The organism is Pantoea sp. B623 (genome assembly GCF_024814475.1).
Lineage (GTDB): Bacteria > Pseudomonadota > Gammaproteobacteria > Enterobacterales > Enterobacteriaceae > Pantoea > Pantoea ananatis.
Genome location: NZ_JANUXM010000004.1, coordinates 1,852,336 through 1,879,288, shown reverse-complemented (window position 1 = coordinate 1,879,288; position 26,953 = coordinate 1,852,336). Strand labels below are relative to the sequence as shown.

26 protein-coding genes and 2 pseudogenes are annotated in these 26,953 nt (G+C 47.0%); 20 read left to right on the top strand and 8 right to left on the bottom strand.

Translation table 11 applies throughout. The annotated features are described in order from the left end of the window. Window positions 1–112 precede the first annotated feature (112 nt). The 6 genes from NXS97_RS10600 (at window position 113) to NXS97_RS10575 (ending at window position 4,720) form a co-directional block, all read left to right on the top strand. Window positions 113–370: an AlpA family transcriptional regulator gene (locus NXS97_RS10600; RefSeq protein ID WP_259232093.1), complete on the top strand. Its 258-nt coding sequence runs from the start codon at window positions 113–115 to the stop codon at window positions 368–370. A gap of 28 nt (window positions 371–398) precedes the next feature. Beyond that, the gene (locus NXS97_RS10595) at window positions 399–938 is read left to right on the top strand and encodes a host cell division inhibitor Icd-like protein (protein WP_259232091.1); all 540 of its coding nucleotides are present in this window, start codon (window positions 399–401) and stop codon (window positions 936–938) included. Then, window positions 935–1,159 carry a hypothetical protein gene (locus NXS97_RS10590; protein ID WP_013026791.1) on the top strand — a complete coding sequence of 75 codons (225 nt, stop codon included), beginning with the start codon at window positions 935–937 and terminating at the stop codon, window positions 1,157–1,159. Before NXS97_RS10595 ends, NXS97_RS10590 begins: the two co-directional genes overlap by 4 nt. Beyond that, entirely contained in the window at window positions 1,156–1,476 is a 321-nt protein-coding gene (locus NXS97_RS10585) for a DUF5375 domain-containing protein (protein WP_259232088.1), read from the top strand. The genes NXS97_RS10590 and NXS97_RS10585 overlap by 4 nt, the downstream gene beginning before the upstream one ends. 11 nt (window positions 1,477–1,487) lie before the next feature. Then, the gene (locus NXS97_RS10580) at window positions 1,488–3,812 is read left to right on the top strand and encodes a phage/plasmid primase, P4 family (protein ID WP_259232087.1); all 2,325 of its coding nucleotides are present in this window, start codon (window positions 1,488–1,490) and stop codon (window positions 3,810–3,812) included. A gap of 287 nt (window positions 3,813–4,099) precedes the next feature. Continuing rightward, a complete protein-coding gene (locus NXS97_RS10575) occupies window positions 4,100–4,720 on the top strand; it encodes a histidine phosphatase family protein (RefSeq protein ID WP_259232086.1) in 621 nt (206 codons plus the stop codon). 201 nt (window positions 4,721–4,921) lie between these two features. On the opposite strand, the gene NXS97_RS10570 is transcribed toward NXS97_RS10575, so the two are convergent. Then, complete coding sequence (locus NXS97_RS10570; RefSeq protein ID WP_259232085.1) at window positions 4,922–5,446, bottom strand: shikimate kinase; 525 nt, start codon at window positions 5,444–5,446, stop codon at window positions 4,922–4,924. Between the two features lie 335 nt (window positions 5,447–5,781). Here NXS97_RS10570 and NXS97_RS10565 point away from each other — a divergent pair, with 335 nt between their 5' ends. Beyond that, entirely contained in the window at window positions 5,782–6,159 is a 378-nt protein-coding gene (locus tag NXS97_RS10565; protein ID WP_205959027.1) for an ASCH domain-containing protein, read from the top strand. Between the two features lie 141 nt (window positions 6,160–6,300). Here NXS97_RS10565 and NXS97_RS10560 read toward each other — a convergent pair whose 3' ends face one another. The 3 genes from NXS97_RS10560 to NXS97_RS10550 are packed head-to-tail and all read right to left on the bottom strand — an operon-like array spanning window position 6,301 to window position 9,098. Next, the gene (locus NXS97_RS10560) at window positions 6,301–7,155 is read right to left on the bottom strand and encodes an SMP-30/gluconolactonase/LRE family protein (RefSeq protein WP_259232083.1); all 855 of its coding nucleotides are present in this window, start codon (window positions 7,153–7,155) and stop codon (window positions 6,301–6,303) included. Between the two features lie 57 nt (window positions 7,156–7,212). Then, window positions 7,213–7,686 (bottom strand): DMT family transporter, encoded by a 474-nt coding sequence (locus NXS97_RS10555; protein ID WP_259232082.1) that lies wholly within the window; start codon window positions 7,684–7,686, stop codon window positions 7,213–7,215. Window positions 7,687–7,700: 14 nt separating this feature from the next. Next, window positions 7,701–9,098: an amidohydrolase family protein gene (locus NXS97_RS10550; RefSeq protein WP_259232081.1), complete on the bottom strand. Its 1,398-nt coding sequence runs from the start codon at window positions 9,096–9,098 to the stop codon at window positions 7,701–7,703. A gap of 141 nt (window positions 9,099–9,239) precedes the next feature. Between NXS97_RS10550 and NXS97_RS10545 the strand changes: the two genes are divergently transcribed. After that, entirely contained in the window at window positions 9,240–10,157 is a 918-nt protein-coding gene (locus NXS97_RS10545) for a LysR family transcriptional regulator (protein ID WP_259232811.1), read from the top strand. A gap of 94 nt (window positions 10,158–10,251) precedes the next feature. On the opposite strand, the gene NXS97_RS10540 is transcribed toward NXS97_RS10545, so the two are convergent. Further along, window positions 10,252–11,442 carry an MFS transporter gene (locus NXS97_RS10540; protein ID WP_259232080.1) on the bottom strand — a complete coding sequence of 397 codons (1,191 nt, stop codon included), beginning with the start codon at window positions 11,440–11,442 and terminating at the stop codon, window positions 10,252–10,254. Window positions 11,443–11,528: 86 nt separating this feature from the next. Here NXS97_RS10540 and NXS97_RS10535 point away from each other — a divergent pair, with 86 nt between their 5' ends. The 3 genes from NXS97_RS10535 (at window position 11,529) to NXS97_RS10525 (ending at window position 14,498) form a co-directional block, all read left to right on the top strand. Continuing rightward, window positions 11,529–12,323, top strand: coding sequence for a helix-turn-helix domain-containing protein (locus NXS97_RS10535; protein WP_259232079.1), 795 nt, complete (start codon window positions 11,529–11,531; stop codon window positions 12,321–12,323). Between the two features lie 334 nt (window positions 12,324–12,657). After that, a complete protein-coding gene (locus NXS97_RS10530) occupies window positions 12,658–13,200 on the top strand; it encodes an RES family NAD+ phosphorylase (RefSeq protein WP_259232077.1) in 543 nt (180 codons plus the stop codon). Between the two features lie 494 nt (window positions 13,201–13,694). Then, window positions 13,695–14,498 (top strand): hypothetical protein, encoded by an 804-nt coding sequence (locus tag NXS97_RS10525; RefSeq protein WP_259232075.1) that lies wholly within the window; start codon window positions 13,695–13,697, stop codon window positions 14,496–14,498. A gap of 202 nt (window positions 14,499–14,700) precedes the next feature. Here NXS97_RS10525 and NXS97_RS10520 read toward each other — a convergent pair. Further along, window positions 14,701–14,996 (bottom strand): annotated as a pseudogene (locus NXS97_RS10520) (IS5/IS1182 family transposase); the annotation flags it as partial. A 288-nt stretch (window positions 14,997–15,284) separates the two neighbouring features. After that, complete coding sequence (locus tag NXS97_RS10515; RefSeq protein ID WP_259232074.1) at window positions 15,285–16,094, bottom strand: hypothetical protein; 810 nt, start codon at window positions 16,092–16,094, stop codon at window positions 15,285–15,287. A gap of 624 nt (window positions 16,095–16,718) precedes the next feature. Between NXS97_RS10515 and NXS97_RS10510 the strand changes: the two genes are divergently transcribed. The 5 genes and pseudogenes from NXS97_RS10510 to NXS97_RS10490 all read left to right on the top strand — a co-directional run bounded on the left by NXS97_RS10510 (window position 16,719) and on the right by NXS97_RS10490 (window position 20,946). Further along, window positions 16,719–17,162 (top strand): STM2901 family protein, encoded by a 444-nt coding sequence (locus NXS97_RS10510; RefSeq protein ID WP_028722305.1) that lies wholly within the window; start codon window positions 16,719–16,721, stop codon window positions 17,160–17,162. Then, on the top strand, window positions 17,156–17,506 hold the full coding sequence (locus NXS97_RS10505) for a DUF1493 family protein (RefSeq protein ID WP_028722304.1): 351 nt from the start codon (window positions 17,156–17,158) through the stop codon (window positions 17,504–17,506). Before NXS97_RS10510 ends, NXS97_RS10505 begins: the two co-directional genes overlap by 7 nt. A 499-nt stretch (window positions 17,507–18,005) precedes the next feature. Next, window positions 18,006–18,944 (top strand): annotated as a pseudogene (locus NXS97_RS10500) (tyrosine-type recombinase/integrase); the annotation flags it as partial. Window positions 18,945–19,131: 187 nt separating this feature from the next. Next, on the top strand, window positions 19,132–19,980 hold the full coding sequence (locus NXS97_RS10495; RefSeq protein ID WP_072404381.1) for a sce7726 family protein: 849 nt from the start codon (window positions 19,132–19,134) through the stop codon (window positions 19,978–19,980). Window positions 19,981–19,998: 18 nt separating this feature from the next. Beyond that, window positions 19,999–20,946 (top strand): sce7725 family protein, encoded by a 948-nt coding sequence (locus NXS97_RS10490; protein ID WP_072404383.1) that lies wholly within the window; start codon window positions 19,999–20,001, stop codon window positions 20,944–20,946. A 247-nt stretch (window positions 20,947–21,193) separates the two neighbouring features. Here NXS97_RS10490 and NXS97_RS10485 read toward each other — a convergent pair whose 3' ends face one another. Further along, window positions 21,194–22,012, bottom strand: a complete 819-nt coding sequence (locus NXS97_RS10485; protein ID WP_234033812.1) for a hypothetical protein — start codon at window positions 22,010–22,012, stop codon at window positions 21,194–21,196. A 374-nt stretch (window positions 22,013–22,386) separates the two neighbouring features. Between NXS97_RS10485 and NXS97_RS10480 the strand changes: the two genes are divergently transcribed. The 4 genes from NXS97_RS10480 to NXS97_RS10465 all read left to right on the top strand — a co-directional run bounded on the left by NXS97_RS10480 (window position 22,387) and on the right by NXS97_RS10465 (window position 26,708). Next, window positions 22,387–23,220 (top strand): HNH endonuclease, encoded by an 834-nt coding sequence (locus NXS97_RS10480; protein ID WP_081366181.1) that lies wholly within the window; start codon window positions 22,387–22,389, stop codon window positions 23,218–23,220. 641 nt (window positions 23,221–23,861) lie between these two features. Next, window positions 23,862–25,163 carry a membrane protein gene (locus NXS97_RS10475; RefSeq protein ID WP_029568406.1) on the top strand — a complete coding sequence of 434 codons (1,302 nt, stop codon included), beginning with the start codon at window positions 23,862–23,864 and terminating at the stop codon, window positions 25,161–25,163. 7 nt (window positions 25,164–25,170) lie between these two features. Beyond that, a complete protein-coding gene (locus NXS97_RS10470; RefSeq protein ID WP_029568407.1) occupies window positions 25,171–25,851 on the top strand; it encodes an OmpA family protein in 681 nt (226 codons plus the stop codon). Then, the gene (locus tag NXS97_RS10465) at window positions 25,848–26,708 is read left to right on the top strand and encodes an HNH endonuclease signature motif containing protein (RefSeq protein ID WP_072006642.1); all 861 of its coding nucleotides are present in this window, start codon (window positions 25,848–25,850) and stop codon (window positions 26,706–26,708) included. The genes NXS97_RS10470 and NXS97_RS10465 overlap by 4 nt, the downstream gene beginning before the upstream one ends. The last annotated feature ends 245 nt before the right edge of the window (window positions 26,709–26,953 follow it).

Genomic DNA, 26,953 nt, shown 5'->3' with positions numbered 1-26,953 from the left:
TGGTGACACAATCCCGCCTTGTTGATTCCCACAAAAATATGCTCAGAATACAGAGCTGCCCGATGCCGGACGTACCCGCCCGGCTCTGTATGGAATCAACGAGAGGTAGCCCATGCACACTGCTTTAACCGCACCATCTTCCGCTCCGTCAGCCCCTTACACGCCGCCGGTTCAGGAGCGATTTATGCGCCTGCCGGAGGTCATCCACGTCTGCGGCCTGTCCCGTTCGACGATTTACGACCTCATCAGCCGTGATGCCTTTCCCGCTCAGATTTCCCTGGGCGGCAAGAACGTCGCGTGGGCGGCCAGCGAGGTGAACGCCTGGATGAACGAACGCATCGCCGCCCGTGGTCAGGGGCGTGCGGCATGACCTTCACCCACCGCTGAGACTGTCCGTCATGCTGCATTTCTTTGCTTTCCCCGGCTTGCGCGCCGGGGGCCTTCCCTGGTACAGTGTTTCTGCTGTCGCAAAATCGACAGCCGGGATTGGCGTCCTGAGCAACTCAATGGCGACACCAGACGCGCCTTGCGTCTTTTTTTGTGTCTTTGCGTCAGTGCACCCATTTATCGGGCGGCGGTTACTTAATCGCTGCACCGTACTTGTAATGGTGGCCCGGGCGGGGGCTTCTCACGAAGCGCCGGTATCCATTGAGGCCGGTTACGCCAACCCTGTCCGGGCTACCACCAGTGAAATTGGCGTTTCCGGTGGTGGCGATAACCGCTACTCAATGGAGACTGCCCTTATGGCTGCCGTCCTTAATTCCCCGCATTCAGAATTTGTCTTTGTGTTTGCCGCCGTGCGCCGCTGTGAGCGTCACGCCCGCGTGCAGATGCTGCGCGCCACCGCCGCCACCGGACGCGCCGCCCGCCGGCTGCTGGCCCGCGATTACGTGCTGGCCTTTGCCGCCCGCCTGCCGGTCACGGAGGTGTGCGCATGAACCACGCCACCATTACCCTTGACGACCTTGCCCGCCTGGAGCACCTGCGCAACGCCGGACGTCTGGCCTGTGACGCGGCCGCCCTGCGCGACTGCTGCACCCCGCCGGAGCCTGCCGACAGCGAACAGCTGGCCTCGCTGCTGTTTCTCATCACCGGCCAGCTGGACGACGTGGTGACCCGCTGCCGCGACGGCTGGATGAACGGGGAGGTGAACGCATGAACGCACGCACCCTGTCCCCTGAGCTGCGCACCGCGCTGTCCCGCCGCGCCGTGGCCTGCGCCTGGCTCACCCTGTGCCGCGAACAGCAGCGCCACTGCTGCCTGACGCTGGCCCGCCTGGAGCGCGCCATTGAGACCGAACTGGAGGGCTTCTACCTGCGCCAGCACGGCCGCGTGCGCGGGCTGGAGATTGCCTGTGCGCTGCTCGACGACCTGCTGACCGCCGGGCCGCTGAAGGCCGCCCCGTGCCTGAGCTTTTTAGGCCAGGTGGTGATGGACGAACTCTGCGGGCGCATCCACGACGCGCCGCTGCACTGAGGGAAAACACAATGAAAATGACCGTATCAGACGCGGCCAGCGCCGCGCGGGGCCAGTGGCCCCGCATCCTGCCCGCGCTGGGCGTGAAGGTGGTGAAGAACCGGCACACGGCGTGCCCGGTGTGCGGGGGCAAAGACCGCTTCCGCTTTGACGATAAAGAGGGGCGCGGGACGTGGTTCTGCAACCAGTGCGGGGCCGGTGACGGCATGGACCTGGTGCAGAAGGCGCTGGGCGTCAGCCTGACCGGGGCCGCCGCGCGCGTGAACGACCTGACCGGCAACCTGCCGCCGGTCACGGAAGCCGCACCGGCGGAGCCGGACAGTGAGGCCGCCCGCACGGCGGCGGCCGCGCTGGCGCAGCAGCTGGTGAGCAGCGCGAAGTCAGTCACCGGCAACGCCTATCTGTCCCGCAAGGGGCTGCCGGAGCAGACCTGCCTGACGCTCACCAGGGCGCATAAGGTGGCGCTGACCACTTACCGCCCCGGCGACCTGATGGTGCCGCTGCATGACACGGATGGCGCGCTGGTTAACGTCCAGTTGATTAACGCCGCCGGTGACAAGCGCACGCTTAAAGGCGGCCAGGTGAAAGGCGCCTGCCACGTCCTGAACGGTAAAGGCACGCCGAAACGCATCTGGCTCACCGAGGGCTACGCCACCGGGCTGACGGTGCATGCGCTGACCGGTGACGCGGTGTGGGTTGCCCTGTCGTCCGCTAACCTCCTTTCCCTGGCCGGCCTCGCCCGTGAAAAACATCCGACGCTGCCGCTGGTGATTGCCGCCGACCGCGACCTGAACGGTGACGGCCAGCGTAAGGCGAAATACGCCGCCGCGGCCTGCAACGCAACGGTTGCCCTGCCGCCGGTGTTCGGCGACTGGAACGACGCCTTCACCGCGCACGGTGAAGACGCCACCCGGCAGGCGCTGCGCGAGGCTTCAGCCCCGCCCGCCGCCAGCCCGTTCGACACCATGAGCGAGGCCGAGTTTACGGCCATGAGCGCCAGCGAGAAGGCGGAGCGCGTTGCGGAGCACTACGGCCGCAACCTGGCCGTGGACGCCAGCGGCGAAATCCTCTGCCGCTATGAGGCCGGGGCGTGGAAGGTGATTTCCGGCAACCAGTTCGGGCGCGACGTGGCGAGGCTGTTCCAGCGCCTGCGCGCCCCGTTCTCGGCGGGCAAGGTGGCGGGCGTGGTGGACACGCTCAAGCTGATGCTGCCCCAGCAGGCCGCGCCGCAGAGACAGCTCATCGGCTTTCGCAACGGCGTGCTCGACACCCGCAGCGGCACCTTCAGCCCGCACCGGCGTGAGAACTGGCTGCGCACGGTCAGCGACGTGGACTACACCCGCCCCGTGCCCGGCGAAACGCTGGAGCGCCACGCGCCGCACTTCTGGCAGTGGCTTGACCGCGCCGCCGGACGCAGCGCAGAGAAGCGGGACGTGATTCTGGCCGCGCTGTTCATGGTGCTGGCGAACCGCTACGACTGGCAGCTGTTTCTGGAGGTCACCGGCCCCGGCGGCAGCGGCAAGAGCATCATGGCGGAAATTGCCACCATGCTGGCGGGAACGGACAACGCCGTCTCGGCCACCATCGAGACGCTGGAGTCGTCGCGCGAGCGCGCCTCGGTCATCGGCTATTCGCTCATCCGCCTGCCCGACCAGGAAAAGTGGAGCGGCGACGGCGCGGGCATCAAGGCGATTACCGGCGGCGATGCGGTGTCCGTTGACCCCAAGTACCGCGACGCCTACTCGACCCACATCCCGGCGGTGATTCTGGCCGTGAACAACAACCCCATGCGCTTCACCGACCGCAGCGGGGGCGTGTCGCGCCGCCGGGTTATCCTGCACTTCGCGGAAATCATCCCGGCAAGCGAGCGCGACCCGCAGCTGAAGGAGAAGATACAGGCGGAGCTGGCCGTTATCGTGCGCCAGCTGATGCAGCGCTTCAGCAGCCCGCAGGACGCCCGCGCGCTGCTTCAGCAGCAGCAGAACTCCGGCGAGGCCATGCGCATCAAGCGCGACGCTGACCCGATGGTGGACTTCTGCGGCTACCTCTTTGCCACCGCTGAGCCGAACGGACTGCACATGGGCAATGCCAGCATCCGGCCTCTGCAACCCCGTCGCTACCTCTACCACGCCTATCTGGCGTACATGGAGGCCAACGGTTACCGCAACCCGCTCAGCATGAAGACCTTCAGCCAGGCGCTGGAGAGCATCCTGCGCGAGTATGGCAAAAGCTATCTGAAGCGGCGCACGAAGCTCGGGATGCAGACCAACCTCGGCCTGACGGACGAAAGCAGCGCCGACTGGCTGCCGAAGTGCGACGACGTGAACGCAGCATGACAACCTGAGCCGGCAAAAGCCGGTTTTTTTACATCCACCGGTCATCTGTGTTGAACGATGTGCTCTGACATTCTCTGCTCACCATAAAGTCAGCGACTGATAAAAATGTTAGTCCGCTATGTGCCAAGAGGGGACGTTAACTTCGTTCAATGCATCACTCCTGAGATTGAACAGAACAATTTTTATGTACACGTGTTTCTGTTTTCCGTCCATAGTAGAAAAATCCTTGCATATTAATGGCATGTGTTTATTTTGGTACTTAAATCAACAGCATTTATGGCCCTTTAATGATGCAAGTGATACTTGTTCGACACGCTGAAACAGAGTGGAATGTGAAAGGTATTATTCAGGGCCATAGTGATAGCGCATTGACTCTTCGGGGGGAGCGCCAAACTTCAGCCTTACTGACAGCGTTTGCAGCGAGTGATTACCAGGTAGAATGTGTTTACGCTTCTACGCTCGGCCGTGCCTGGCACATGGGGCAGAGCCTGGCTGAGACCTTTGGTTGCTCACTGATAGCTGAACTGGCTCTAAAAGAACAGGCATTTGGTCACTTTGAAGGCATGACAACCGTACAGCTCTCGCAACACAATCCGGACGCTGCAAAAGCGTTATTCAAACTTGATGCAGAGTATTGTCCGCCAGGGGGGGAGTCTCTCTCACATGCATCGCAACGAATTGTGCATTTTTTATCCAATCTGGAAAAAAAACGACATTATCAAACAATATGTATTGTGTCTCACGGGCAGGTCATTCAGGGCTTGCTTGCGATTCTAAAAAGTGGATCTGTGGATGATTTTCACAGGTTTGGACAACCCAACGCGAGTTACTCCGTTTTCCACCTGAATAATGGCAGATGTGACACTCTCAGGTGGGGAATTGCTACACATTTACGTCTCCTGGATTAACCGTTACCTTTCAGTCATTCAGTCATTCAGTCATTCAGTCATTCAAAGCTCTCATGATTTAAGCACAACGCCCGCTTTTCGCTCTAGGCGGATGTTGGTCTGCCCGTATGTCCGCTTTGTGCCAATAGCGGAAGCCTGAGCTTCCCGGACCTTTTAATGGCTACTGGCTTGCAGCCCAATTTTTATTATTCTGCAGATTTATTAATCGTTATTGCTAACGATTTCGGTCAAGGCATTCATCAGCTCCTGGCAGGTTTGTTCAAAACCTGATTTATCTGTACGCACAATCATATCGCTGAACATTCTTGAACCGTATCCCTGCTTTAACATTACCATACTTCTTTGAATCTCGGATTCGGACAGTTTTCTTGCCCGATTACGAATATTGTTAATATCAGCAAGCAACCCGATACAACGGCAATCAACACCGCTTTTTTCAAAGTTTTTTTTATAAAAAAACCAGTTAGTATAACGCAGCGGGTACGAGATTATTATACACCGAAATTTCTCAAGTTCATGATTTCCGGCGAAAAGAATTTTTTTGCTTGTTTTAAGTATTGAACGTAACCACGGTCCGGGTTCTGAGTAATCATCTCCGTCAATAAAACCAAAATTCAACCTTCTGGCCACTTCCCGACCTAAGCTTGATTTACCAACACCAATCGGACCGTCAAATAGGAATACATATTTTTTTGTCATAGTGCGGTTATCTGAAGTTCGCTTCATTAATTAACTCTCCGCTCTTTATCTTCATGATTTTATTGGTCATTCATTTGTTGCATTTAATGTAATTTCTTTATCATAAAATCCAACTTTAAAATAAAAACATGCATTATTATACAATTCTATATTATTGTAATGAGGAGATCCTCTTTTCACTGATTGCTTCTCTTGGACGTTGGTATGCCAGACTGATTTGTGCCAGTTTCGGAATTAGCTGGTACTGATGAGTTAATCACTGAGAATCTAAATCCCAGTATAACCGGTCCTCGTCCCGAAAATATAATTTATTGGTATAAACTATTTATAATCAGCTTATTATCTTGATCTTAGGGGGCTTGTTGAAAGCACTTTCAATAGTTCGACCAGCCGGAACACAAATCGCAAATGGACTTAAAACGCTAGAAATTAGGCGATGGCTGCCCGAAGTTCAGGCCGGGGAAGAAATATTACTGGTTGAACATGAGCCCTTCCTTACATCTGATCGTCAGGAGGAACTAGGCACGGCCGTAGCCGTCATTACTTTTGGAGAAATCAGAGAGTTCAGACGGGAGGACATTCCTCAGGCATGTGCATCTTATTATGAAGACGGCTGGCTGGCCTGGGCGTTTAAGACAATCAAGAAAATCGATAACCCATTCTTAATCCGCGCAGCACGGAAGCTTTACGAGATTGATGACACTGTCATTCATTCTGTGTCGCTAACAAAAATTAGGTAAATCCCCCTGTGAGGTTTCTCTAAGTCGAAATTCTGATTTTCGCTCAAAGCGGACCTTCATCTCAGTCAGCCTGTCCGCTTTGTGCCAGAAGCGGACGTTTTCTTTAACTGAACGCCCGAAGCGCCATCAGTCCCAAAACAGTTAAACTGTGTGTGCCGTAAAGCGGTTTTCAGGTAATCCGGGCTGGAGATCCGATTCAGCTTTGAGCAAAGCTCCGTCATATTCAGACAGCGTAGAGAGCCCCACAGACGCTGTGGTGCAGCAGAGGCGGCTGAAGTTCTCACCTGCCAGTACCGGGCAGGTGCTCTGAATTCCCGGCGACGACAGAACTGCGTCTCTGGTTCCATCCGGCCGGTAGCGGACCACACGACTCCCTCCCCATTCAGCATTCCACAAATAGCCCCTGGCATCCACGCAGGAACCATCAGGCGCGCCTTCGACTTTGGTGAATACGCGCTGGTTTTGCAGCGAGGGGTAATCGCAGCACATTATCCGACCCTGCATCGAGTCACAGTAATAGAGGGTGCCGCCATCGGGGCTGAAACAGATGCTGTTTGGAATGGCGACATCGGGCAGTGCAAGCGTCTCAACTGTCAGCGTTGCCGCATTAAGCCGGTGAAACTTTCCGATAACGTTCACGGGAAAACCGTCATCCATTGTTCCAAAGACAAAATTACCGCTACGGTCACATCGTCCATCTCCAATGCGGGTTCCCGTGCCTCCCGGTGAGCCGGCCACCGTAGTAAGAAACCCGGTGTTGATATCATAAAAAGCCAGCCTGGATGCAAGCCCCATCAGCAGAATATGGCTTCGTTCAGTCAGAGCAAACGAACCGAGGCGTTCAGGCAGCGACCAGCGCATGACAGCATCATTACCTTCTTCTAACGCGAGCAGTTCACTGGCCTCAATGTCAGTCCAGTAAAGCCTGCGGGTTCTTTCACACCACAGTGGGCACTCACCAAGCTTATTCCTGACCTCAGTTGCAATTGTAAACAAGTTAATCCTCCGGATGTAAAAGGTCGTACTTCACGATGGCAAAAGTGGATAGCACAGTTACTGCAGAAACCGTGCAGAGAACCGATCGCCGAAAAGCATGATGGCGAGACCGGCCAGCATGACCAGCATACCTCCCAGTCTCAGCAACGAGACTGGCCGCCTTACCGCGCCCACCAGGCCAAAATGGTCGATCACCTGTGATGAGAGTAGCTGTCCGACAATCGCCAGCCCGAGCAGGGCTGAAAAACCAATTTTCGGTGCGAGTACCACGTAGCTGAACAGCGCGCAGGCACCGATCAGTCCGCCTGCCAGACTCCAGACAGGCTGAGAAGGAATGGCAGAAAGAGAGGTGAATAACCCTCCACGCAGCAGCGAGTAAATCCCGAGGCTGAACGCCCCGGCCGTAAAGGAAAACAACGCGGCGGTGACAGAGTCGCCTCCGAGTCCTTTTGCAAGCTGACTGTTCAGGGTCGTCTGCAGGGTAATCCCCAGACCTGCTGCAAAAGCTATCACGTAATAAATCGCGCTCATGCTGTTCGTCTCTGTCAGTTAGCCTGAACCAGCGGCAGGAATTTTTCCGCAAAGATGTCTGGCTCATACCCTGCCGCCGCAAAAAGGTGCTCGCGTGATTCATCAATGGCTGCGCGGAGGCGCTCACTGTCCACACCCAGCACTTTGCCGTTCTGCTTGACGATGCGCCCGCCGATCATCACGGTGTCGATGTTACTGCGCTCGGTTGCATGTACCACGGTACCAAACGCATTTCCGTTGGGATAGAGGTTGATATCAGCCGCGTTAATCAGCACCAGATCAGCCTGCTTGCCTGGCGTCAGGCTGCCCACTTTGTCCTGCATTCCTGCACAGTAAGCACCATCGACGGTGGCCGATTTAAGCAGCTGCGCAGCCGGAAGCGTCGTCAGCGAATGCGTTGAATCACAGCAGTGCTGCTTGTGCATACCCATCACACGCTGCAGATAGAACGCCACGCGCATTTCCATAAACATGTCGGTACTGTAAGACGTTTCATTGTCAACACTCAGGCCAGGATGGATACCATGACGTTGCGCGGCTTCAATAGCGAACATTCCGCTTTCGATGCCGTAATGCGAATCTGAGCGTGGGCAGACATTCACCCGGACACCGGCTTCTCGCAGGATTTCCCAGCCTTCATCAGGCAGTGCCGTGCAGTGGTTGAATATATTATCCGGGCCAAGCAGACCCTGCCGATGCAGCGATTCAAGCTCGGAGGCCATCTCAGCACCAAAGAATTCGGTCACGATCGGCAACCCCAGCCTGCGCGCTTCGGCCCATAATTCTGGCTCCAGCTGAGCCATGACGCCCAGCGTCACAAGACTCTCAGGATTGTCCGTGAAATATTTTTCCTGCAGGCGCTGCCAGTTGCCAGGCCAGTGCGCCTTATCCCATTCACCGGCCACCGGTGCGCCGGAAGCATGGATCGCGCGAATACCGGCATCAAGCAGGGCCTCAACGGCGGCATCGGAATGTGCTGCGGTCCGGCTGTTGTGCGAGTTATCAATCATTGTGGTGATGCCCGCGTCAATCGCGCCCAGCGCCGTCAGCAGGTTACCCACATAGATATCTTCCGGACGGTAATATTTAGCGAACGAAAAGTGCGTGGCGTTGCTGTAGTCGTCCAGACAGGTGGCGTTGGGGTTGATACGTCGCAGCTGACCTTCCCAGGCGTGACGGTGAGAGTCGACCATCCCCGGCATGGCGATCATATTTGTGGCATCAATGACGTGAGCATCCGGCGCGTCAAGGTTCTGACCCACGGCGGCAATCGTTGAACCGTTGATGAGAATGTCACCGCGCTCAATGTTACCGACGCTCTCGTCCATACTCAGTATGGTCGCGCTGCGAATCAGTGTCACCTTTGGGTTTTCAGTCTGATTGTTAACAATATTTCTGTTGTAATCGGCCATCGTAATCGTCTTTTCAGTGTAAGAAGGAAAAAGATACGCCTCCTGATTAAGCTCAAAAAGATGACTAACGCGTTTTCATAATTCAGAATTAACGAATAATGATGGCTGACAGTGTCACACAATATTCAGGAGAGCAGTCAGGTGGATCGCATTCAGGCTATGCAGGTTTTTATAAGGGTGGCTGAGGCCGGAAGCTTTGTCCGGGCAGCGGAAACACTGTCCCTGCCTTCCTCTACTGTTACCAGCACCATCAAAAACCTGGAGCAATACCTGCAGGTGCGTCTGCTCAACCGCACCACAAGACGGGTCAGTCTTACGCCTGAAGGTCTGCAGTATCTGGCGCAATGCCGGGAAATTCTGGCCTTAATTGAACATACTGAAGCCAGTCTGGCTGACTCGAACAGGCGCCCCCGGGGGCGCCTGCGGGTTGACATGCCGGGTGGGATCGCCCATTTCATCGTCATGCCCAATTTGAAAGACTTTTACCGGCTTTATCCGGATATTTACCTGATGATTGGTGTGAGCGACAGGCAGGTCGATCTTGTGCAGGAAGGTGTGGATTGCGTCATACGAACCGGTGAATTAACTGACTCCACACTGGTTGCCCGTCCGCTTGGCCGGTTTCGCTGGTTGACCTGCGCCTCGCCAGACTATCTCAGGAAGTTCGGGGTCCCTGAGACACCGGAATCGCTGTCACAGCATCGGTCGATTCATTACTTTTCCGGTTCGGGAAGACGCACTAATGAACTGCATTTTAGAAGAGGCACTGAGGCCTTCTCTGTTCCGGTTGAGGGGGATGCAGCCGTCAACGAAACGGGACTTTACATCAGGCTTTGTCTTGAGGGATTTGGACTGGCGCAGCTTGCTGAGAATGTGATTTCAGAGAACCTGCAGCAAGGCAAACTGGTAGAGGTTCTGGCGGACTGGCAGCCACCCTCCGTGCCGGTGACGATACTCTATCCGCATCAGCGGTTTCTCTCTCCCGCCGTGCGTGCTTTTGCTGACTGGGTCGCCGGACTTTTCAACGATGGCGCTGATGAGACACGATCTCCCCGGTAAAAGTGGTCCTGAGAGCAGTCAGACTTTTCAGGATAAAAAAATTAATCTCATCTGCTGCAGAGGAACCGATCGTTCCTCTGCTGATTCAGCCAGTTCAGCCCGGCTGCTTTGCAGGCTCCAGGTGAGCGTTTCGCCCGGCAGCCATTCCGGTGCAGGCACCTGCGACTGCGATTGCTGCGGTCAACAGTAATGGTACCGCCCAGCTTCCGGACAACTCCTGTACTTTGCCCAGCAACAGTGGACCCATAGCTGCCATAAGATAACCGACACTCTGCACCATGCCTGACAGCGCGGCAGCATCACCGGCATTTTTAGTACGCAGCCCGATGAAGGTCAGACCCAGCATCATGCTTGCACCTGAGCCGAAGCCGAGAAGCGCAGCCCACAGCATCGCCTGATTCGGCAGATACAGGATGCCGGTAAAGGACACCGCAGACAGCAGGCTCACGCCAGCAGCGGCTAATCTCTGATCGTTAAGACGGCGCAGCGTGGCCGCCAGAATCAGGCCGGGAAGGGCGGTGGTCAGCTGAAGGATGCCGTGAGCCTCACCAGCCTGTGCTGGTGAGACGCCACTGTCAGTAAGAATGGCTGGCAGCCAGCCGACCGCAACATAGAACGGCATCGCATTCAGCCCCATAAACAGGGTGACCTGCCATGCCAGAGGTGAGCGCCAGACCGCGACGGTTGCCGCTTTTTTTTCACCCGCGGCTGGCAGCTGATGCTTCTTCGTTACCCGGGGCAACCATAAAAGCAGCGCAAGAAGCGGTGCTATAACCAGTATGGCTAACGCCATATTCCAGCCCCAGCGCTGCGTAAGAGGAATGACAACAGCAGAACCAATGGCACCAGCCGCGCCCATGGTGATGGAATACGCACCCGTCACGGAGGCCACATTGCCAGAAAAGTCACGCTTGATAAGGCCAGGCAGCAGGACATTGCCCAGGGCAATCCCTGTACCTATCAATATCGTTCCGCCATAAAGCGCCCAGACACTCCCTGTGGAACGAAGCAGAATGCCCGCTGAAATCACCGCCAGGGCACCAAAAAGGGTGCGTTCCAGACCGTACCTGCGGGAAATCGATGCGCTCAGGGGAGAAAAAGCGGCAAAGGCCAGCAAAGGCAGTGAGTTAAGCAACCCAACGGCTGTGATACTCAGCCCAAAATCATGGCGAATGGACTCTAAAACGGGTGCGACAGCGGTAAAAGGAACACGCAGGTTAATAGCTATAAGAAGGATGCCGGTCACAAGTATGACTGAAGACCACTTGTTCGAAGTGTGGAACATAAATTTGCGTTCTCTGGAAAAAGGAAAGACTTTATAGGACGCATGAGTTACACAATACAGATAACCTGACAATATATAACTAAATCATGCCATTTAATAAAAAACCGGTGACATCACCTGAAGAGTTTGATGCTGATGCTTTCAGTCAGGCCGCCATCGCCCTGCATGTATCATCGTCAGGCGAGTATACCGGGCAGAGTCCGCACGCTCACCGTAAGGGGCAGCTTATTCTCTCTTTACGTGGCGCAGTAAGCTGTGAGGTACAGGATGCGCTGTGGCTTGTTCCACCGGGACATGCGGTCTGGGTTCCGGGAGAAATCCCCCACAGCTGCAGGGTCACGAATAATGCGGACACCTGCTTTCTGTTTATCGAACCCGGTGCGGCAGCGATGCCGGAAATCTGCTGTACCCTAGCGATTAGTCCTCTGGTCCGCGAACTTGTTCTGTATCTGGCAGAGCAGGCACAGGCTTATTCTCCTGACAGTAAAACAGCCAGGCTCGCAGCAGTTCTGCTGGAGCAGATTCCGGGTGTACCGGTTGAAGCGCTCCATCTTCCCGTATCCCGTAATCCGAAGATCCGGAATATGGCTGAGGCACTTTTTAATGAGCCAGCTGACCGGCGAACGTTAAAGCAGTGGGCTGTTTATCTGGCTACAAGCGAACGATCTCTGGCCCGGCTGATAAAAGAAGCGACAGGAATGAGCTTCGGCCGCTGGCGTCAGCAACTGCATTTGATGATTGCTCTGAGCCAACTGGCAGAAGGTAAGTCCGTGCAGCACGTAGCCGGAACGCTGGGATATGATTCGGTCAGCGCATTTATTACGATGTTCAGAAAAGCGCTGGGTAAATCACCGACGCAGTATTTTTCGTCTCTGAAGTAATGCAAACAACACAAACCGGTTTTTTATAAAAAAAGCCAACATCCGCTTATCGCTCACAGCGAACCTTCAGCTCAGTCAGCTTTACGCTAGGAATTGGAAAACGAGAAGTAGAGAAGTTTCTATCGCCTTATCTGGTGAAATCCCAGGCAGTGTGAATACAACAAAACTGTTCTGGCCATAAAATTTACGTCCGCTTTTCGCTCATAGCGGACATAGACCTGCTGCCTATCCGTCTGCTCTGTGCCACAAACGGACATTTTGTAACATTGGATATGCATTATCGGACATCTTACCTTCATCGTATATGACACATTTGTTAATTCTGCGAGGTAATATGAGTCAGGCCGACAAGAAATTTTTAAGAAGAATGAGTGGCTATTTTTTTCGCACAATTCCCATAGAAAGTCTGGCTTATGTCCTTGATCTCCCGAAACCTGAAAGTAGCGGACGATATCACCGCCCCGGACAGCCTATACTCTACATGAGCCCCGTAAAAGAGTGGTCAATAAGGGCTGTGTCCGGGTATATGCGGGCTGACGGAATTCGACGCGTAGTTGTTCCTCTCTATATCGACGAAGCATTTGTCTTGGATCAAAATGATGAACTGGCTTGTAGTGTGTTGGGGATTGATCCAGAGCTTTCAAAAAAGCCATGGATACCTGCATTACAGGTAAATCGTGAACCGCCTTCATGGAAAAACTCTGACCTTGCTCGTAGTTACGGTGCTGATGGTCTTATTGATTGCTCAAGATTAATACCGGGCGGCTGGCATATTAATCTGTTTAGATGGAATGAACCTGGTGCTCCAACTGTACACATTTGCGGAGAACCCATCGAATTCAGACTATCTGTGGAAGGGAAAAAATGGGACCTTTGACAAAAGAATCAGACTCTTGAACTACCCCATTACATCATTACGAATGATAACTCTCAAAGATATAAATAAGCTATCTAACCAAGGAATAAAGTCGCGTAAGTAGTATTTGCTGCGATTCTAGTAATTATTAGACTCAAAAATTATTTTCTTCGCCAACGTCTGCTCCTCGCTCATAGCGGACCTTCAGCGCCGTCAGTCCGCTTTGTGCCAACTGCCGTCATTGCTGGCGAATGGCATGTTAGTTTAAGGGGGGCAGGTCATAGCCTTTTACGTCATTGCTTCTGGTGTGTGCCGGACAGGCTGTTCGGCATGGCTCCGTAATGCTATTGTAAACTGACATCCACAACGCCAGACAAAAGCAGTAGCCATATTATATCTGTAGAATAAATAGTATTAAAATGCTGTTTTTTTTGATATCTGTAGTTGAATGATTTTTTCTATGTTTTATTCTTGTTGAAGATGAAAGCAGTACTCTAGTTAAAGTGAGATAGTTTATGTTTGAAAATGAAGCCTATAAAAAATTACATGCGTCACATGAGGAAAATTATAAAAAAAAGCTTACTCAACTAGATCCAAACAGGACTGGCTTGGTAATTACCTGTCCAGAATGTCAGGATTTGAGTTGGCTAATGCTTCCAGAATGCAAAATGGGATGGAATGACGAAATTTATTTAGCATGCCCATCCGCTTGCGGTTATGGTGGTCTTATTGACACTTTTAGGCCTATAGCCAAACTCAGAGACGATGCTGGAAATTTTGATATAGATACTATTTGTAGAAATTATAAAACCCCCTACTCATTCAACGGTTATATACACAGATGCCCCATATGCTTTATTGAAAACCCAAGAGAAGTCATGAGGGATATGGTGAGTAAAGCTGAGGTGGCGGTTATTCAAAATTATTCCCGAGAACAATTAAAACAGTTGTTGTCAGATATTGTCAGTGCATTTGATGGTGTAATGAAGAGGTGCTATGAAATTCACATGCATAATAAAAATATTTTCGAGTTCAAAACCCCATCCTTTCAGAATGTAAGCGGATGGAAGGATAAAATGGCTGATTTAATAGTTGTTGAAGACGTTGTTGATGATCTGAATGAATTTATACGGATTTTTCAAAAAAGGCATTTGTTTGTTCATTCTTTAGGCGTTGTTGATCAAAAGTATATTGATAAAACAGGTGACACAACGGTTCAGGTTGGAAAGCAAGTGCCATTGAATTCAGAGGAAGTACTTTTCTTGGCAAAGAACACTCTAAATATTGTAGTGTATTTTTTTGGTTATCATTTGTCTTAAAGATTATGCAGCGCTGCCTGTTTTACATTTGGCTTATTGGTGTTAAAAGAACATTATAAGGTAATCCTCCAAGAAGAGGAGGTTTACCGAAATTTTGGTTTTATAGCTATTACGTATTAAATTCATGGTTAACATTAAGCTTTTAATGTTTTTATTCAAATTTATAGCGGCTTTGTTGAATAAAACAGATTTGGGATAAATATTACCGTGGCGGATTTTTTTCAGGCATGCCGGCCTTTGTTATCTTGTTCAATGCACTTACCATGCATAGGGCCTCTGCGATCTGACCGTCATTATCGCGCAGTATAAGCGAGCCTCCGAAAAGTTGTTTTACGAGAGAAATTGCCGTTTCCGCAATGGAGCGACGGTTATATTCCGTAGTCTATTTCTACCGAGCATTGCTCCACTCAGACGTTGAATAGCAGCCGCTCTGTTACGGTCTACTTACTCGCTAGGCCAGTACCCCTCTCACATTTGGGGAGGGATGAGGGCGCTAATTGTTAATTATTACTCCGCAATTCGTTATGTCACATTGCTACACGTTAGGAGCGCATTATTCAGAATGCTCTCAACCAATACACACCGGAAGTAATATTTATCCCGAACTAACAAAGGTTTGGAAAAATCAGCGATAACTTAAGCTAATAAAAATAAACACTCTGAATGAAAATATTTTCATGATAATCATAGATTGTTTTAATAAATTTTTTAGAAATAATTTTAATCTAGGTTTGAAGCTGCTTCTAACGTCTGCTGTTCGCTCAGAGCGGACGGCCTTCATGGAAGTTAGTCTTGTTGTGGTGGCTCTTTCCAGCGCCATTGCAAAACATTCTCATCGCTGAGAATAAACAGTCCTGACCAAATTGCCGTCCAAAACTGGACATTCAGACACCATGGGCGTGTCATAACCCAGCGTAAAGGTTTTGCTTCAAACAGATGAATACCTTTTCGCGATGGTGAATATAACGGGGGGCGTCCCACTAACGGCAGACAAAAGCCCCATTTCCAATATTCAGCAATACGCCTTCGGGCACATTCAATTGCATTACAGTTCCAGATGGTACCCCAACGCCGTTTCCATGTATCATTGAGACACCAGTTTTGCATTAGCGAATATTTGGGCGAATTGTCAATAGATATACTTTCACCAGTCATCAATTTGATCGTGCAATATTTTAACTGGTACTGTTCAACCGTAAATGCGAATCCATCCTCTAGAATAAGTACATCAAGTGTAGGAATATTTGAAAGCGTTAATATTATCGGCGAGTTATTTACATCATGAATGCATAGTGTTTCCTGGTAGCGTAAGCCACTGCCAATGGCTTCAAAAACAAGTTCAACTTGTTGCAGTCGTTCCTCTTTGCTTCTGAAAGCAATACGTGAACAACGAGGTTCTTTATCTGTCAACTGAGCAAATCGTAGACTGTACTCCAAATAATTCCCCAAGGAATGCCAGCTCGCCCCTAGCCTGTGTCTGACTGCCCAGCGCTCATGTGAGAGTTGATAAGTTTTTATCAGCATGATCTGGGTAAGAGTAGACCAGCATTTCTTCACTACTGTAACAATTGCACCAAAAGGAACAGGAAGTGACATTACTAAACCCCTTAAAATATCAGGTAATTAGGTTTTATATCATTTCAGTCAGTGTAATCAAATGATAATCAGGATTGGGGCTAATCTTGAACGCCACTAAAGATCGGCAACAATGGGGACCCAATGTTTCGTTAGTGATTTTTCGCATTAGCAGGCACATGCTTACTTCCGCTCCTCGCTCATAGCTGACTGAAACCAACCCCAATACTTCACGACAAGCCCGCATTTTGATGTGAGGATGATAAGAGCTATTTTCTGAAGCGTCGATTATAGTTCGGGATGCAGACCAACTTGGGGCTGACGGACGAAAGCAGCGCCGACTGGCTGCCGAAGTGCGACGATCCGAACGCAGCATGACAACCTGAACCGGCGAAAGCCGGTTTTTTTATACCCATTATACACCCGTGGTGAAGGATATGCGTCACCCTTCACCCATTCATCACCACCTAACCTTATGATATGAATGCATAAAAACAAAAGGTGAACAGTGTGAAGGATTATTCATAAAATCTTTTTTTATGGGGAATCACGACATCATATTGAGTCGTTATTAACCAACGTCGATTCTGGACGAACATCAATTCGACAGATATGGTATTCAGAGAGCCACAAACGAGGTGCGAAATGGATACAGTTGAAGAGCTGGGTGGAACGTATTTTTACAAAGGAATGTTCAATCTCACCGCTGGAGAGCTTTTTTTCTTCGTGTTTCTGGATGAGGCTCAAAAACAGCTTGGTGTCGAGGATATAGCTACTTTGGCACTTATAATTTTAGGACAACCAACTCAAACGACGCGGGGAAAACCGGCTGGGGCCACTAAGGGGACGTCGATCTTGAGTGCAAACCTCCGCGTTTGGTTGAACATAAGAGTGAACCGCTGGCCAACTCTTACAACTGAAAGTATCAAACGACTTAAATTTAGTTACGTTAATAATCTGGGGGCGTTTGCTGGACGCTGGATACCAATACTAGGTATTGGCTTTATATTAAATGACGTGACACAAATCGCATGGAAAGCAACCCATACCTATAACCTGATTGCAAAGAATGGTGACAAGCTATGGTAAAGGACACGATAGAAAGCGCTATTTTTGAGTGGTACGACAATAATTATAATTCTAAACCCCTTTTCTCAAGAGATAAGCCTGAATTAACGCTCGAAACCAGCCTCTCAACAGGTAAGTATCCTTGGGCCAGAGAGACTGGTGATGAAATAATGAATGACTATTTCCAAAGATTTAACGTTGATAGTAGCGAATTTGACTTTCTTGCATATTGGCCTTACGAAAAAGGCTTTCTGCCCAATTTCTTAAGGCCTAAGTCGCAAAGAGTCCCCGATGTTGAACCAAAGCCCCTTACGATTTTTATGCTTGTTGAGTCGGCAAAAGCTGGACGATGGCTTTTTAACTGAACAGTTTAAGTGCACCCAGATCCATCAGAAAGGCATAGAGCGTGGTTAGGTTCCGTCTTTCGGAACCTAACCAATGGGTTAGATAGTTTTCCACACGACCAGTTTTTAACCGTATTGAGAACCCTGCAAGTTGAAATCGCTAAAAAAAATCAGGGGGCACAAATGGGGGCACTTTGGGTTTTTAATTTCAAAATAAATAATAAAAACAACTAGTTGGATTATTGTTTGAGTCCGGCCTTCGCACCAAGTGAAGTGAGTTGTAGGACTAAGAAGCTGCCTGAGGGCGGCTTTTTTTGTGTCTGAAATTCAGTCACTGCTTGGTTTTTCTCGTTTTTACTCATCCTAAGCCAACCTGATTCAATCCACATCAACTTACTGGTACGGGTCAGAAGCCGGATATTCCTAATTATGAATGGATCACATACAGGGAGCGGGTCAATATGAAGAAATTACTAACATCTCAGTGTATTAATAAATGGGGAGCAGGTCAGCTTGATAATGGCATGCAAGTAACAAGCGCTGGAGTGAAGACCATAGATCGCGTGTTCTTCGCTATCTTGAGCTTTATATCTTCCCGCATATCGGTTCATCCGACATTCGCCAACTCAAAACAAGCCAACTGTTAGCCCCGATTAAAAAAGTTGATGCCAGTGGTAAGCATGACGTTGCGCAGCGTCTTCAGCAGCGTGTCACGGCGATTATGGGTTATGCCGTACAAAACGATTACATTGACTCTAATCCGGCGAGTGATATGGCTGGGGCGCTATCGACAACTAAAGCGCGGCACTATCCTGCTTTACCTCCCAGTAGGTTCGCAGAGTTTCTTGCACATCTTGCTGCATATCGTGGCCGTGTAATGACGCGGATCGCCGTCGAGCTTTCCTTACTAACTTTTGTGCGTTCTAGTGAGTTACGTTTCGCGCGTTGGGATGAATTCGACTGCGATAAATCTTTGTGGCGTATACCGGCAAAACGAGAAGAAATTAAAGGGGTGCGTTACTCATATCGTGGCATGAAGATGAAAGAGGAGCATATCGTTCCTCTCAGTCGGCAGGCGATACTATTGTTAGAGCAGCTCAAGCAAATCAGTGGTGATAAAGAGCTTTTGTTTCCGGGGGATCACGATGCAACTAAGGTCATGAGTGAAAACACGGTGAATAGTGCTTTGCGTGCGATGGGATATGACACAAAAACGGAGGTCTGTGGGCATGGATTCAGGACGATGGCGCGTGGTGCGCTCGGTGAGTCAGGGTTATGGAGCGATGATGCTATAGAACGGCAGTTAAGCCATTCAGAGCGCAATAATGTACGTGCGGCTTATATTCATACATCAGAGCATTTAGATGAGCGGAGATTGATGGTTCAGTGGTGGGCAGACTTTCTCGATATCAATCGCCAAAAAGCCGTGTCTCCATATGATTATGCAAAGCGTAACTAACCAACTTTGCCACTTAATGGCAATAACTAAATGATATATAATGTTATTTTACCTTTCTATGACTGGGGTTTATCATCAATAACTGTTTGACAAATATATTTTTTTGAATCATATTAATTGTAATATTTATATGATTTTTAATAAATCCCTTTATTCATGGTGATTTGTTTCTTTTGGTGTGAAATAAATGAATTATCAAGCTATAAGTAAGATTTTTAGCCGAAATGTTGTTCTAGAAATTGCTAAAAAAAATCGATGTGAACTATTTCGTGATATAATCATGGATAACTGCCCGTCTTACAAAACAGAAGGGAAATCCATTTATAAGATATATGATGAAATGTATGGTTTACTGAAAAAAAAGTATAGAAATGAGTACGTTTATAAAAATGAAATAGCAAAAAATATAATTAGGAAAACTCACAAGTTTAAAAATGTAAGTTACGTTAATGAGTTTAAGGTCAATGGATGTATCGCCGATGTAGCGATTTTTAATGATACGTCTACCGCCTATGAAGTTAAAACTGAGCTGGACTCATTCGATAGGCTTGACGAGCAACTGTCTGTATATAAAGACGTTTTTGAATTTGTATATGTCGTTATACCTCAAAGTAAAATAAACCATGCATTAAAGGTCGCGCATGATAATACTGGAATTATTACTTTAAACGAAAAAAATATCCTGAATTATGAAAGGTCAGCGATTTCAAATAAGAACTTTTTATCTAAAGAAAAGATGTTTAATTGTTTAAAACCTTCTGAATATATTTTTCTTTATGAAAAGGTTACAAGAAGTAAACCATTTGGAAGGCCTGCCGATGTTAAAGAAATGTGCAGGGATGTTTTTGTTGAGTTAAGTATAGATAGTGCGCAAATGGAAATGCTAAATATATTAAAAGCAAGGGGACTTGAGAGATTTGAAAAGGATCACTTCCTTTTCCTTCCTCAATCTTTGCTAGCTACACTTTTGAATCTGCGATTAAATCAGAAAAGCTTAATGACACTTAGGGAAAACATGGTAGAAACTATATGTTAATTGATAAGGAATCACAGCATGTACTATTCTTATTTAAGAGCAAAGCAATATGAGTTGTTAGCTGTTAGGTCATGTTTGCAAAAAATAGCACAGAAAAACATGGCCGTTATTTTAGAGCCGGTTAGAGAAAACAACCGAGACTTATATAGTTGTCTGCGGGATGCTAAAAGTCATAATGCAAGAGTGATTTTAATAGTAAATCCTAAATGTGGCGAGTTAGAAGGGAATGAAAGGCTGGTAGAGGAATTAGTTGAAGGTGCGATTGAATCTTATCCCCAAGTTGAGCTAGGATTTATAGTAGATGATACTACCAGTTTCACGCAGATAAGATCTTTTTTCAGTGTCTATCAGCAGCAAAAAAAATCCATTATTCACAAGGGGAGTTACGCTAATGCCCAGCAACTCCTTAATATTGAAAATTCTGATGCGTTATTTAAAAGTAACATATTCATTGATGGGAAGTGCAGCGTAAGTTACGTGTCGAATTTTAATCCCACAGATAAAGTTCTGATTCGGGATGGGCTAAATCGCACACAGACAAATGCGGGTTATGCCAATAATATTATTGAGTTTTTCTCAGACTTGTATTTGAATTACAGGAATATGGGTTTTCAAGGTTTTGGTGACTTTTCAATTGTTGGCGATCATTTCGCAGAGGGTGGGGGGCAAGCGATCACTGCTGTGATACATTTGACGTATCAAGATACCGAAGAAACAGAAATTTTAATTCATCATTTCCTGTCAGATCATAGAGTTGTTGCCGAAGATGTTGCCATTTTAATCGATGAGGCACTTGAGAAGTTGGATGCTTTTGTTACCAATCAAAGGCCCGATATTCTAAATTGGTCAACGGCTTGCCAAGAGTTGATTTCAATTTACAATACCCCGGGTGAGAAAACAAATTTGGCGTATATCAAAAAGATGACAATAAAACATCATTTTGAATTAATGCACGACATATTATGATATTAACGAGAGGTGCGTATTGCACCTCTTTTTATTTTTCCGATTTTATTAATGTGTTTTAAGTTGAGAGCAAGTGGGGGCTATCTTAATAGCTTCACCTTAAATGGTATCTTCGTAAGCTGAGCACAGCTTAGCTTTAACATCTGTACAAGCCTCAACAGGAAGAAGTTTTGATGTAAAGAATTTTATTTTACCTCTTAGGGCATTGGGTATAAAACACCAATGAATTTTAACATGAGCTCCACTTTTAACCCATTGCGCGCGCTCGTAGCCCCGCCACGCCTGCGCACTTCATGTAGCGGTTTTCATGCACCTGCATGAATGGCTTCGCGCCGCGCCGCTGCTGGCCTTTGCTGCCATGTCTGGATGCCTGAGACTCATGCGTTTTCATGCAGCATAGACATGCACTCGCACAGCAGACGTAAAAAAGCCCGGCAGGTGCCGGGCTGAGGGGGTTTTTACTTCTGGCCGGGGAACCGTTGACGCTTACGCCGGTCAGTTCCGGCAGCCTTGAAGGGGTACGGCCCTGCAAGGCTGATAACATCATCAGGGACATCAGCGGCAGCTTTTTATTCGTCCAGCTCAGCATCAGATTCATAATATATCCACGGTAGAGCGTGTCTGCATCGTTCGCCCCTTCAAGTACACCCGGCGCATGGGGTGAGCCATCGCGTTCAAACTGGCTGTACTTCATTCTCAGCAGGCTGGTCAGCTCAATGGCGTGGAAGAGAAAGAATTCATCAATGAGCGCATCAATGCGCTCGTCCATGATTCGCTCATGGCAGGTGATGTAAGCGTGAGCCTTTTGCCCGGTCACGTCCGCCAGCCCCGGCAGCTGCTTTTCCCTCTGGGTAATCAGTCCGGCCAGCTCGGTGGCCGTCTTCTGCTGCTCCAGATACTCCGCACGCAGCGCCTTCATCTCCGGCGTGACGGTGCCGCCGTTCTGCTCCAGCAGTTCACGAAAGCGCGCCCGGTTGTCCTGGCCTACCTGCTCCGTTGTAGCCTGGCTCTGGCGCAGCGCCTCAACGCTCTCGGCGGCGGCGACTTCGACCTGTCTGGCCTCCACCCAGACCAGCTTTTTTTCCTGAAGTTCCTGAATGCGCGGCTTCCAGCCAGCGGTAAGGCTTTTACCAGCTACCTTGTTAAAAAAATGAGTGCATCAATATAGTTTCGCAATTCTGTTCAACCTTGAGTTTATTTAGCTTCTCATCAATCAATGTTAGATAAGCTCTCAGTCATGGTCTAAAAGGTTAGCGATAGGATTTCAGAAATGTTATCAGTTTTAAATCGCATCTATACATTTTAAATGAACTCAACTCGACTAGAGCTACAAAGTACCTGGACTTGTGAAAAAATTGTTAAAAAAGATAAGGAAAAATTGACTCTTACGAGGAATCTTATAAGGTACCTGTTAAAACTTATAAGTTAAAGGTCTCCGCAATGAGTGTATGGGTCATTTATGTAGCCGGTATTTCAAGGAAAAACTATTCTATCGGAAAGCAGCTTGGGGTGTGGGGCATTAAAAAATTGGTTAAAAACTCCAATTTTACAAAAATAAAACCTGCTGATGATGTTATTTTTATACATAATCTAACAAGGCCAAAGAGCATTTTTTCAGAAAATATTCCTGGCTTTCCAAGAGTCAATATAAATAATTTTGAAAAATTTGAAGGGTTGGCGGCCGAAATTTCGTTTTCGAAAGTGATAGAAGGTTACGGCTACGATGATGAAATGATATGGGCCGATGATATATACCCACATAGGTTTAAATTCCAAAAAGAAAAAGTGTTAGAAAATGTATTGTTCACTGTGAAGGAGATAGGTGAAGTCTTAATAAAAGCAGCTTTAACATCATTTCATTTGAAGGGAGATATTGCTCTAGTCCAAACAGACACACTATTGATTACCGAAAGAATTGATGCTGTGAATGATGGTCATTATGCTCTTGAAGGTGGAGCATCTTATAAAATTCATAGAAAGATAGAGCGTAATAAAAGAATTGTAGAGATTAAAAAAGAGGAATTCATTAAAAAGTACGGGAGATTATACTGTGAAGTATGTGGTTTTTCTTTTGAGGATATTTATGGTCACTCACTTAAACGATCATCGATTGAGTGCCATCATACTAATCCTTTAGCTGAAAGCGGATTAAAAGAAACGCGGCTATCTGATTTGGTTCTTCTTTGTCCAAACTGCCATCGAGTTCTGCATCAGCATAATCCGTGCCTTGATGTTGAAACGCTGATCGAAAGTGTGAAAAAAAATATTAAATAGGTTTTTATGGAGAATTTTTATTGGTTTATTAAGTTAAAGAGCAAAAGGCTTGAGAGGTTTGTGCCATTAAAGATCCTTTAGTTTGAAGTTGAGTGGGTAAATATAAAATAATGAAATGTGTGAATAAAAAGTATGAGAAGCTTATAAATTAACATTTAAGGCCGGGTTAGGGAGAGGCGCGTTTATTTATGCTGAAGTGTGATTAATGAGTATGGGGTTATTATATTTTTAATTGTCTCTAAACAAATTAACCCTAGAGCCAATACTGTCAATCTTATTTTCCGCGGTGTTTACTTTAGTCTGGTAGTGAAAGTTGATGTGCATCGTAAGTGCATTTGAATCTAATGTATTTTGTCTGTATTGCCCTATATGTACTGTAGTAAAACGCTTTGTTTTGACTGTGGTTAAGATGCCACAAGCCTGCTTTTCCTTGGTTTAAGGCCATTTGAGTTAGGGGTAGTATAATCCCCTGTAAGTTGCCACTAAGGCGAGATACTTAAGAATAATTGCAGATAAGTGCGCATCAATCTAGACGATACTCAAAATTACGAGTATTATAGGCACAATACTAAGCTAAAACTAATTTTTCGATTAGTGGCCAGTCTATTTACTCTTTTCCAAGTAGAATTTAAGTTAACATAATGAATAAAAGAAATTTTCTTTTTTTAGCGATTTTTATACCTTGTGCCGCCAATGCTGGGACAATGAGTGCAATTTTTTCTGATAAGATTACGAATTGCTTTCTCATTATAAATGCAATTTTGACATTTATTTTTGTATATAAACGCTTCGACAGATTCGCAGTGGTACACGGTCCTGAAGTACTTACCACAGTTGGAATTCTTGGATGTTTTGTCGGAATTGCTTCTTCCTTACTACATTTTGATGCTTCGAATGTCTCTGAAAGTGTTCCACATTTACTTGAGGGTGTAAAAACGGCGTTTCTGGCTTCGCTTAGCGGTGTATTTGGTTCTCTTGTTATTCGGGTGAGACATTATTTTCAAAAAAAACCAATACAGCAAAGTTCTGGTGCTCCCAAAGCGGCAACTCTGGATGATGTAGTTTCAGCAACACAAGAGTTGCAGCGGAGTTTGTCTGGCAACGCAGAAGGCAGTCTCCTTTCACAGCTTAAATTGATTCGTCAGGAGCAAAGTGATGAATTAATTGCCTTAAGAAAATCATTTGAAAGTTTTTCCGAGAAAATGGCTAAAGATAGTTCAGAAACATTAATTGAGGCTCTTAAGGGAGTTATTAAAGATTTCAATGAAAAAATTGGTGAGCAATTTGGTGAGAATTTTAAGCATTTAAATGCGGGTGTTGAGAAACTAGTTGTTTGGCAGCAGCAATACAAAGAAGAATTAGACAGGTTACAAATATTACAAAAATCGTCTGCAGACGATTTAAATAACGCCTCTGCAGGTTTGGCCTTATTTATCGATAGAGCATCTAATTTTGCTGACACAGCAGAAGCTTTAGAGATAACTCTTAAAGGCCTCGCTTATCAACATGGGCAAATTGAAAATTCTCAGGCTTCATTGACTGAGGTCTTGTTGCAGATGAAAGGTGTAACTCCACAATTTTCTCAGAAAATCGATGAAATGGCAGACTCAATGTCAAAAGGCGTTGCGAAAGTACAGAATGAAATTAATGAAATAATTAAAAGTTTTGGCGTTCAGGTACAATCTACGTCTTCAGAAATGAAGCAACTTTTAACTGAGACGCTTCGTAAGTCACAAAGTGAATTCAATGAAAGCCTTAAAGATTCGATGGATTCAGTCCGTCAAAGTGTTATTACTCTTGATAAAGGTTTACAAGAGGAACTGACGAAAAGCCTTGAGTCGCTTGGCCGTCAGCTGGCATCTCTATCAGAGAAGTTTGTATCTGATTATACTCCTTTAACCGAACGCTTGCGCGAAGTAGTGCAAATAGCTGCTGTGAAGTGAGATGAATATGGATTTTGAACAAAGTAATCAGTCTTATTGGATACCACTAGCAGATCTCATGACAGGTTTGATGATGGTATTTATGTTATTAACAGCTGCTTTTATGCTTCGTGTTGAACAAACAACGACATTGGTTGTTAAAGAATATGAGATGACGAAACAGGACATGTTGCTCGCTTTGCAAAAAGAGTTTTCAAAGGATTTAAAACAATGGAATGCTGAGATTTTGGGAGACATGACAATTCGTTTTAATGATCCCTCTGTACTTTTTGCAACAGGATCATCAGATCTTCGTCCACGGTTCAAACAAGTGCTTAGCGAGTTCTTTCCACGCTATATCGCTCTTTTGAATTCTAAGAAGTTTAAAAATTCGGTAAAGGAACTTCGTATTGAAGGACATACAAGCTCGTTCTGGGGGGGGGCCTTTGATGAAAAACAAGCTTATTTCAAAAATATGGAATTATCTCAAGCAAGGACAAGAAGTGCTCTTGAGTATCTGATGTCCTTACCGAAAGTAAAAAAAGATGAAAAATGGCTTGTGCAACACATGACTGCTAATGGGCTTTCCTCTTCTCACCCTCTTGCAGAGAATGGTGCTGAAGCAGCTAATCAGCGCGTTGAATTTCGCATTGTAACAAATGCGAGCGAGAAAATGGATTTAATTGCAGAAAAATTATCAAAAAAATGAGCTTTAAACTCCCTGATTTTTTAAATTGGTCGCTTTTAAATTCATTACGTGAAGTAATGAGAGCACCTCTTGCAGAAAAATTCACACAAGATTCTGGTTTTGTGCCGATTGACTTCCCTTTAATTGAGCGTCTACGGAGTGTTGGTATAGATGTCAATTTCGATGAGGTTCATGTAGAGGGGGATGGTACTTTAAATTATAATAACCAAAGAGTGCTACTTTATATTAGAGATGTGTCTGCTATAGGCGATAATACTAACATGCCAAAATATCATCTCGCTTTCTGTCGGACCCTTGAAACAAAAAATAAAGACAATCGGTTTGATCGGTACGTGGTTGCAAATAGTGATACAGGCGATTTTCAGGTTAATGTTTTAGGAGGTGGAGTTCAAAGTCAATCAGTACGGTTGAATGTTTGCCAAAACTGCCTTGATAAAATCATGTGGAAAGATTTTAATATTCAAGGGATGTCCAAAGTCGTACGACAAAGGCTTGTCTCAGAGTTCTCTTTAGCTGATTTTTTCGAAAAATACCCTAGAGATATTATTTCGATAAAACCAGCCCACACGTCATCTACTGCACCATTAAATATCTATAGTAAAGACTGGAATGAAATATCAAAAAATATAAGGAAATTTCGAGATTATAAATGTGAGGGTTGTGAAGTTAAACTTGCTGGCAATAATTCAAGATACCTCCATGTTCATCATCGTAATGGTCTAAAATACGATAATAATATCTCAAACCTTGAAGTTCTTTGTATTTCCTGTCATTCAAAAAGACCAAGCCATCAACATTTAAAAATGCTACCTGAATACAATGATTATATGAGATTTAAATCTATTGATAAGAATTAACATTTATCACCTCTCAAATTAATTTTTTTCATGCAATTATTTGAGGGGAGCTTTTTACATAAAGCTACACCATGATTTTCAATGTGTCTCTTTTTTATAAAGATATGGTTTTTTATACTGAGTAGGAGTTTCTAAGTCATATCTTTATCGATGACATTAGTTGAAAATGATATGACTTAGTTTCAAATAAAATTGGATTTTTTTTGGTTTTTAAAATCAATGAATATGGAATATTTCTACTTTCT

Bases quoted from the DNA above. Each gene is read 5' to 3' on its own strand.
- NXS97_RS10600 (WP_259232093.1), top strand. From the start codon at position 113: ATGCACACTGCTTTAACCGCACCATCTTCCGCTCCGTCAGCCCCTTAC.
- NXS97_RS10595 (WP_259232091.1), top strand. From the start codon at position 399: ATGCTGCATTTCTTTGCTTTCCCCGGCTTGCGCGCCGGGGGCCTTCCC.
- NXS97_RS10590 (WP_013026791.1), top strand. From the start codon at position 935: ATGAACCACGCCACCATTACCCTTGACGACCTTGCCCGCCTGGAGCAC.
- NXS97_RS10585 (WP_259232088.1), top strand. From the start codon at position 1,156: ATGAACGCACGCACCCTGTCCCCTGAGCTGCGCACCGCGCTGTCCCGC.
- NXS97_RS10580 (WP_259232087.1), top strand. From the start codon at position 1,488: ATGAAAATGACCGTATCAGACGCGGCCAGCGCCGCGCGGGGCCAGTGG.
- NXS97_RS10575 (WP_259232086.1), top strand. From the start codon at position 4,100: ATGATGCAAGTGATACTTGTTCGACACGCTGAAACAGAGTGGAATGTG.
- NXS97_RS10570 (WP_259232085.1), bottom strand. From the start codon at position 5,446: ATGAAGCGAACTTCAGATAACCGCACTATGACAAAAAAATATGTATTC.
- NXS97_RS10555 (WP_259232082.1), bottom strand. From the start codon at position 7,686: ATGAGCGCGATTTATTACGTGATAGCTTTTGCAGCAGGTCTGGGGATT.
- NXS97_RS10550 (WP_259232081.1), bottom strand. From the start codon at position 9,098: ATGGCCGATTACAACAGAAATATTGTTAACAATCAGACTGAAAACCCA.
- NXS97_RS10540 (WP_259232080.1), bottom strand. From the start codon at position 11,442: ATGTTCCACACTTCGAACAAGTGGTCTTCAGTCATACTTGTGACCGGC.
- NXS97_RS10535 (WP_259232079.1), top strand. From the start codon at position 11,529: ATGCCATTTAATAAAAAACCGGTGACATCACCTGAAGAGTTTGATGCT.
- NXS97_RS10530 (WP_259232077.1), top strand. From the start codon at position 12,658: ATGAGTCAGGCCGACAAGAAATTTTTAAGAAGAATGAGTGGCTATTTT.
- NXS97_RS10525 (WP_259232075.1), top strand. From the start codon at position 13,695: ATGTTTGAAAATGAAGCCTATAAAAAATTACATGCGTCACATGAGGAA.
- NXS97_RS10515 (WP_259232074.1), bottom strand. From the start codon at position 16,094: ATGTCACTTCCTGTTCCTTTTGGTGCAATTGTTACAGTAGTGAAGAAA.
- NXS97_RS10510 (WP_028722305.1), top strand. From the start codon at position 16,719: ATGGATACAGTTGAAGAGCTGGGTGGAACGTATTTTTACAAAGGAATG.
- NXS97_RS10505 (WP_028722304.1), top strand. From the start codon at position 17,156: ATGGTAAAGGACACGATAGAAAGCGCTATTTTTGAGTGGTACGACAAT.
- NXS97_RS10495 (WP_072404381.1), top strand. From the start codon at position 19,132: ATGAATTATCAAGCTATAAGTAAGATTTTTAGCCGAAATGTTGTTCTA.
- NXS97_RS10490 (WP_072404383.1), top strand. From the start codon at position 19,999: ATGTACTATTCTTATTTAAGAGCAAAGCAATATGAGTTGTTAGCTGTT.
- NXS97_RS10480 (WP_081366181.1), top strand. From the start codon at position 22,387: ATGAGTGTATGGGTCATTTATGTAGCCGGTATTTCAAGGAAAAACTAT.
- NXS97_RS10475 (WP_029568406.1), top strand. From the start codon at position 23,862: ATGAATAAAAGAAATTTTCTTTTTTTAGCGATTTTTATACCTTGTGCC.
- NXS97_RS10470 (WP_029568407.1), top strand. From the start codon at position 25,171: ATGGATTTTGAACAAAGTAATCAGTCTTATTGGATACCACTAGCAGAT.
- NXS97_RS10465 (WP_072006642.1), top strand. From the start codon at position 25,848: ATGAGCTTTAAACTCCCTGATTTTTTAAATTGGTCGCTTTTAAATTCA.